Source organism: Allomuricauda sp. M10, from assembly GCF_020782875.1.
Classification (GTDB): Bacteria; Bacteroidota; Bacteroidia; order Flavobacteriales; family Flavobacteriaceae; genus Flagellimonas.
In genome coordinates this window covers 25,911-33,635 of sequence record NZ_JAJGBN010000011.1, presented here as the reverse complement: position 1 = coordinate 33,635, position 7,725 = coordinate 25,911, and the positions used below count along the sequence as shown (strand labels likewise).

The 7,725-nt window shown below is 44.1% G+C and carries 3 protein-coding genes; all 3 read right to left on the bottom strand.

Translation table 11 applies throughout. The features are described from left to right. Nucleotides 1-76 precede the first annotated feature (76 nt). Nucleotides 77-1,543 (bottom strand): glutamate synthase subunit beta, encoded by a 1,467-nt coding sequence (locus LKX84_RS17800; RefSeq protein ID WP_228239069.1) that lies wholly within the window; start codon nucleotides 1,541-1,543, stop codon nucleotides 77-79. Between the two features lie 8 nt (nucleotides 1,544-1,551). Next, the gene (gene gltB / locus LKX84_RS17795) at nucleotides 1,552-6,057 is read right to left on the bottom strand and encodes a glutamate synthase large subunit (protein ID WP_228239073.1); all 4,506 of its coding nucleotides are present in this window, start codon (nucleotides 6,055-6,057) and stop codon (nucleotides 1,552-1,554) included. 307 nt (nucleotides 6,058-6,364) lie between these two features. Further along, nucleotides 6,365-7,507, bottom strand: a complete 1,143-nt coding sequence (locus tag LKX84_RS17790; RefSeq protein ID WP_228239067.1) for an acyl-CoA dehydrogenase — start codon at nucleotides 7,505-7,507, stop codon at nucleotides 6,365-6,367. Between the last annotated feature and the right edge of the window lie 218 nt (nucleotides 7,508-7,725).

Genomic DNA, 7,725 nt, shown 5'->3' with positions numbered 1-7,725 from the left:
GGTGATTATTTGGAGGTGTAAAAAACTCCCAAAACGGAAGTTAAGGGAGTTTTCAAATTTAGTTGAGATTTATGTATTATACTCTTGGAAGATCTCCTTCTCCTTTCAATGGTAAAAAGGATTGGCCCATCAAATAGGCATCCACATGATGTGCTGCTTGCCTACCTTCTGAAATAGCCCAAACGATTAATGATTGTCCCCTTCTTTGGTCTCCTGCCACAAATACACCGGGAACATTGGTCTTATAGTTCGCAACGGAAGCCTTGATATTGGTCCGTGTGTCCATTTCCAATCCCAATTGATCTGCAATGGTGGTCTCCGAACCGGTAAAACCCAAAGCCAAAAGGGCCAAATCGCAATCCCACTCTTTTTCGGAACCCGGAACTTCTTTAAGTACAGGTCTTTGACCGGGAGACGTGACCCATTCTACTTCTGATGTTACCAAACTTTTTAAATTCCCATCCTTATCGCCATTAAAATGCTTGGTAGAAATACTGAAAACTCTTTCAGCTCCTTCCTTATGCGAAGTACTGGTACGCAAACGCATGGGCCAAAACGGCCAAGGCTGGCCTTCTGGTCGTTCTGTGGTACCCATGGGCATGATCTCGAAATTGGTTACGGATATGGCACCATGACGGATAGAGGTTCCTATACAATCAGATCCAGTGTCGCCTCCACCAATAACAATCACTTTTTTGCCTTTGGCAGTCAACTCCTCGCCCTTATAGGGAATTCCATCAACCTTACGGTTGTTCTGCGGAAGGAAATCCATGGCCTGTACCACGCCTTTTAAATCGGAACCTGGTATGGGCAGCCCTCTACGGACAGTGGCTCCACCACATAGTACAACAGCATCAAAATCCTGCTTCAGTTCAGTAGCCGTTATATCAACACCCACATGAACTCCAGCTTTGAATTCAATACCTTCCTTCTTCATTACCTCCAAACGCCTGTCGATGACATTTTTTTCCATTTTGAAATCGGGAATGCCATACCGTAAAAGCCCTCCGATTTTTTCATCCCGCTCAAATACGGTTACCAAGTGGCCCGCCCGGTTGAGTTGTTGTGCGGTTGCCAGACCTGCAGGTCCGGAACCAATGACGGCTACTTTTTTCCCTGTTCTTTTGGATGGTGGTTCTGGTTTGATCCAACCATTTTTGAAGGCGGTTTCTACAATATTCTTTTCAATATTCTCGATGGAAACCGGGTTTTCGTTGATGCCAAGAACGCAAGCTTCTTCACAGGGTGCTGGGCACAATCTACCTGTAAACTCTGGGAAGTTATTGGTTGAATGAAGAATTTTGGCTGCTTTTTGCCATTTCCCTTGATACACCGCATCGTTGAAATCGGGAATCAAATTGCCCAGTGGACAGCCACTATGACAGAAAGGGATACCGCAATCCATGCAGCGTGCACCTTGGTTTTTGAGCTCATTTTCCTTTAGTGGCTCGGTAAACTCCCTATAGTTTTTGATGCGTTCTTCAACAGGGGCGTAGCCTTCTACCTTCCTGTCAAATTCCATAAATCCTGTAGTCTTTCCCATCTCTAAAATTATAAGGTTTGCATTTTTTCTTGTTCCAATCGGATAAGGGCCTGCCTGTATTCTTCAGGGAATACCTTGACGAATTTGGGCAATACTTTCTCCCAGTTTTCCAAAATATCCTGAGCCAATGGACTAAGCGTTGCATTATAATGGTTCTCGATCAATTCCCTAAGTTGTGCAATGTCATTGGATTCCTCAACGGGAAGCAGGTTAAGGGCCTCACCGTTGCATTTCTTCTCAAAAGTACCATCCTTGTCATACACATAGGCAATACCACCGCTCATACCGGCACCGAAGTTTCTTCCAACGGAACCTAAAATAACGGCAACACCACCGGTCATGTACTCGCAGCCATGGTCACCGATACCTTCCACTACCGCTTTGGCACCTGAGTTCCTGACACAGAAACGCTCCCCTGCCTTACCATTGATATAGGCTTCTCCAGAAGTGGCCCCATAAAGTGCCACGTTCCCGATAATCACATTTTCCTCTGGTTTAAAGGTGGATTTGAAAGGTACCTTGACAACCAATTTGGCTCCAGAAAGTCCTTTGCCTAAATAATCGTTGGTGTTTCCGTTTACAATCATGGTAAGTCCCTTGGTGGCAAAAGCACCAAAACTTTGACCTGCGGAACCTGTAAAGTTTAATTTTAAGGTATTGTCAGGAAGACCATCTGCTCCATAGATTTTAGAAATCTCATTACTGATGATGGCCCCAACGGACCTATCGGTGTTATGAATTGGGAAATCCAACGAAGTCTTTTCTTTCCTGAAAAGGGCAGGGTGTGCCTTGGCAATAATGCCAAACTCAATGGAATCCATGATGTCATGGTGTTGTTTTTGGGTATTGTAGAACTTGGTGCCTTCGGGTACATCAACCTGATATAAAATAGGGGTAAGGTCAATTCCTGCAGCTTTATAATGAGCAATGGCCTTGTTTCTGTCCAGTTTTTGTACTTGGCCCACCATCTCGTTAATGGTCCTGAAACCAAGCTTGGCCATGATTTCCCTCAGTTCTTGCGCCACAAAATACATGTAGTTGACCACATGTTCCGGTTTGCCTTGGAATTTTTTGCGTAGCTCAGGATTTTGGGTGGCAATACCCACTGGACATGTATTCAAATGGCAAACGCGCATCATGATACAGCCTGAAGCCACCAAAGGTGCTGTGGCAAAGCCAAATTCCTCTGCTCCCAATAGACAGGCTATGGCAACATCCCTTCCAGTTTTCAACTGGCCGTCACATTCCAATACAATCCTGTTTCTAAGGTCGTTCAAAACCAATGTTTGTTGTGCTTCGGCAATACCAAGTTCCCAAGGAAGCCCTGCATGTTTCAAGGAAGTTAGGGGCGAAGCCCCTGTTCCGCCATCATAACCTGAAATCAGGATGACATCGGCCTTGGCCTTGGCCACCCCGGCAGCTACTGTTCCAACTCCAACTTCTGACACTAATTTCACGTTGATCCTTGCTTCACGGTTGGCCGATTTTAGGTCATAGATCAATTGGGACAAATCCTCAATCGAGTAAATGTCGTGGTGTGGCGGTGGTGAGATCAACCCCACATACGGGGTTGAATTTCGTGTTTTTGCAATGGCAGGGTCTACTTTTGGTCCTGGCAATTGTCCACCTTCCCCAGGTTTGGCACCTTGTGCCATTTTAATCTGGATTTCTTGGGCATTGGCCAGATAATTGGAAGTTACCCCAAACCTACCTGAGGCTACTTGCTTGATGGCGCTGTTTTTCCAGTCGCCGGTTTGACTTCTATAAAAACGAGCCGGATCTTCTCCCCCTTCACCTGAATTGCTTTTTCCACCGATACGGTTCATGGCAATCGCGAGATTTTCATGTGCTTCCTTGCTGATACTTCCGTAGGACATGGCCCCAGTCTTGAACCTTTTTACAATCTCGGTCCAAGGTTCCACTTCCTCGATCGGAATGGGGTCATAGTTTGAAAATTCAAACAAACCACGGATGGTCATCAAGTTTTTCGATTGCTCATTTACCAACTCGGAATACTCTTTATAGGTCTCCGGCTCGTTATCGCGTACCGATTTTTGGAGTTTGGCGATAGTTAATGGATTGAACATGTGTTTCTCGCCATTTCTCCTCCAACGGTACTCGCCACCAACCTCAATGTCTAGATTGGCTGCTAATTCCTGATTCTTGAATGCTCTGTTGTGGCGTTTCGCTATTTCCTTCTCAATTTCATACAATCCAATACCTTGGATACGGGTCGGCGTATTCGGGAAATACTTGTCCACTACCTTGGTATTGATGCCAATGCATTCGAATAGTTGGGAGCCTCGATATGAATTCAAGGTAGAAATCCCAATTTTGTTCATCACTTTTAAGATGCCCTTACCGATGGCCTTGTTGTAATTTTTGATGGCTTCCTCAAAAGTGAATTCTGTGATGTTGTTTTCCGTGATCTGTTCCCCGATGATCTCATTGACCAAATAGGGGTTGATGGCACTTGCCCCAAAACCGAAAAGCAATGCAAAATGATGTACTTCCCTTGGTTCGGCAGATTCGATAATGATGCTCAGTTTGGAGCGTTTGCCCATTTTTTGTAGGCCACTGTTCACATACGAACAGGCCAAAAGTGCAGGGATTGCTGCCATTTCGGTGCTCACCATCCTATCGGAAAGGATAATGATATTGGCACCTTCGTCAATGGCTTTTACCGCTTGGGAAAGAATGGAATCCAAAGCCTCTTCTAAACCATTGTGTCCTTTTGCTATTTCATAAAGGATGGAAATGGAAACTACTTTGTAATCCGGACTGGCATCGTAATTTTTGATTTTGTCCAAGTCTTCTTTGGAAATGACCGGATTCTGGATTTTCAACTTACGACAATGCAGTTCTGAAAAGTCGAAAATATTATGGTCACTGCCCAAAGTAAGGCTGATGTCGGTGATCAACTCTTCGCGGATACCATCCAAAGGCGGGTTGGTTACCTGCGCAAAAAGTTGCTTGAAATAATTGTAGATCAATTGTGGCCTTTCGGAAAGTACCGCAATTGGTGTGTCCGACCCCATGGAGCCAATAGGTTCCTTGCCTTGCTTGGCCATGGGCATAATGATGGTGTTGATATCCTCATGGGTGTATCCAAAGGCGGCCCTTCTTGTTTTCAATGGGAATTCGCCAAAGAACACCGGGCAATCATTATAAGGGATATCACGTAGGTGTACCAAATTGTCCTTCAACCATTTTTTATACGGATGTTTCTTGGCAATGGCTTCCTTGATCTCCTCATCGTTCACGATTCGCCCCTCTTCCATATTCACCAAGAACATTTTCCCAGGCTCTAACCTACCGTGCAATTCGATATCTTCTGGATCCAATTCTACCACGCCGGTTTCGGAAGACATGATCACATATCCTTTTTTGGTCACCGAATATCTGGAAGGACGAAGTCCGTTTCTGTCCAAAACCGCACCAATGTAGTTTCCATCAGTAAAAGGTATGGATGCCGGACCGTCCCAAGGTTCCATCAAACAACTGTTGTATTCGTAAAATGCCTTTTTGGATTCGGACATTTCAGGGTTTTTCTCCCAGGCTTCGGGAACCAGCATCATCATGACTTCAGGAAGGGAGCGGCCTGTCATCAACAACAGTTCCACCACCATATCCATACTGGCCGAATCCGATTTTCCACGGAGGACAATGGGAAGTATTTTTTTGATATCGTCCCCGAACCAATCACTCTTCATCAATTCTTCGCGGGAACGCATACGGGACACGTTGCCCCTTAAGGTGTTGATTTCCCCGTTGTGGCACATATAGCGGAAAGGCTGGGCCAAATCCCATGTTGGGAAGGTATTGGTTGAAAACCGTTGGTGAACCAAGGCCAAACGGGTCACTACCCTTGGATCCAAAAGGTCTTCGTAATATTTGCTGATATCTTTTGGAACCAAAAGCCCCTTGAAGATGATGATCTTGGTAGAAAGGCTGGGTAGATAGAAAAACGGACTTTGAGAAAGTTTACTATCTATAATGGTGTGTTCGGTAATCTTCCTTGCAATGAAAAGTTTTAGGTTGAACTGGAAATCATCCAAGGCCTCACCCTTACCGATGAACACCTGCTTTACAAAAGGCTCGGTTTCTGCGGCAATTCTACCGGGAACGGAGCGGTTAACGGGAACATCTCTCCAACCTAGTACCTGCAATCCCTGAATTTTCATATTTTCTTCAAGAACCTTGATGCAAAAATCCCGTTGGTTTGCCTTTTGAGGCAAAAAAACGTTGCCCACCGCATATTCTCCTGCTTCGGGAAGACTAAACTTGCAGACATCACTGAAAAAGGCGTGGGGCACATCGATAAGGATACCCGCTCCATCACCTGTTTTACCGTCGGCGCTCACAGCACCACGGTGTTCCAATTTATCCAATATCTCTAAGGCCTTATGGATTATATCGTTGGATTTTCTTCCTTTTAGGCTACAGATGAAGCCTGCACCACAGTTATCATGCTCAAATTCCGGTAGGTATAAACCTTGTCTTTCCAATCCCATCATTAACGTATTTCTTCAAAAATACCAAATATGATGAATGGATAACAAGATATTTGCTGATTATCAGATAAATAATCAACGTATCGGATGAAGGGTTGAATTATATGCAATTTGAGAATTAATGGAATGTTAAATTATCATTATCTCAAATAATTTGATAAAATACCTATTATCCCTGTTGTAAATGGAGGTTTCTGGTGAATTTTAATGTTGTCGACTTATATTACCGGCGCATTATAGGGGGAGGGAGGTGTAAAAGTATTTTTTTAAAAGAAATACCCCTCAATTTGGAGGGGTATGCTATTTTTTAGTCTTTCAAAATGCTCCGAGATATGACAATTTTCTGTATTTCGGAGGTTCCTTCGTAGATCTGGGTGATTTTGGCATCGCGCATCAAGCGCTCCACGTGGTAGTCTTTAACAAACCCATTTCCTCCATGGATTTGAACAGATTCCACGGCAGTTTCCATGGCCACATCGGAGGCATACAATTTTGCCATGGCTCCTGAAAGTGTATAATCTTTTTTGGCATCCTTGTCGCATGCGGACTGGTAAACCAAATGACGTGCTGCTTGGATCTTGGTATGCATATCGGCCAATTTAAAGGCAATGGCCTGATGGTTGGCAATCTCGGTGCCGAAAGCTTTTCGTTGTTTGGAATATTGTAAGGCCAGTTCATACGCGCCTGCTGCGATTCCAAGGGCTTGGGCTGCTATTCCGATTCTTCCGCCAGCCAAGGTTTTCATAGCAAACTTGAACCCGAAACCATCTTCACCTATTCGGTTTTCCTTCGGAACCTTAACATCATTGAAAATAAGGGAGTGTGTGTCACTGCCCCGTATCCCTAATTTATTTTCTTTTGGACCGATAACAAATCCTTCCATGCCTTTTTCAACTATTAAAGCGTTGATGCCATGGTGGCCTTTTTCCACATGGGTCTGGGCTATGACCAGGTACACTTCGGCACGATTTCCATTAGTGATCCAGTTTTTGGTGCCGTTCAATATATAGTGGTCACCTTTGTCAATGGCAGTAGTTTTTTGGGAAGTGGCATCACTTCCGGCTTCCGGTTCAGAAAGGCAAAAGGCGCCAATGATTTCACCGGAGGCCAGTCGGGTCAGGTATTTTTCCTTTTGTGCTTCGGTGCCATAAGTTTCCAATCCCCAACACACCAATGAGTTGTTCACGGAAACCATAACGGAAGCAGAAGCATCCACTTTAGATAGTTCTTCCATGGCCAAAACATAGGATAGGGTATCCAGTCCGCTGCCACCATATTTTTCGTTGACCATCATGCCCAAAAAGCCCAATTGTCCCATTTTTTGGACCAGATCATTGGGGAAAGTTTGGGTTTCATCCCGTTCTATTACTCCGGGCAATAGCTCTGTTTGGGCAAAATCCTTTGCCGCTTGTTTGATCATTAACTGTTCTTCGGAAAGTGTGAAGTCCATAAAACTGAATAATAACTAAAAATGGTCTACAAATATAGTCTTACAATAGGAATTTTATATCGATGAACAGGAAAAAATGAGAATGATTTAAAATTCCAAAAAGTAATTGTGGGCATTATCCCATTTTCACAATAATTTATGCCAATAAGATTATGCGGAAAAACTCATTTTGAATATCTTTAGCACCATAGATAACTACTCAAAAATAATTCCTTAAT

What these genes read in the sequence shown, in the direction of transcription:
- LKX84_RS17800 (WP_228239069.1), bottom strand. Translation starts at nt 1,543, where the DNA reads ATGGGAAAGACTACAGGATTTATGGAATTTGACAGGAAGGTAGAAGGC.
- gltB (WP_228239073.1), bottom strand. Translation starts at nt 6,057, where the DNA reads ATGGGATTGGAAAGACAAGGTTTATACCTACCGGAATTTGAGCATGAT.
- LKX84_RS17790 (WP_228239067.1), bottom strand. Translation starts at nt 7,507, where the DNA reads ATGGACTTCACACTTTCCGAAGAACAGTTAATGATCAAACAAGCGGCA.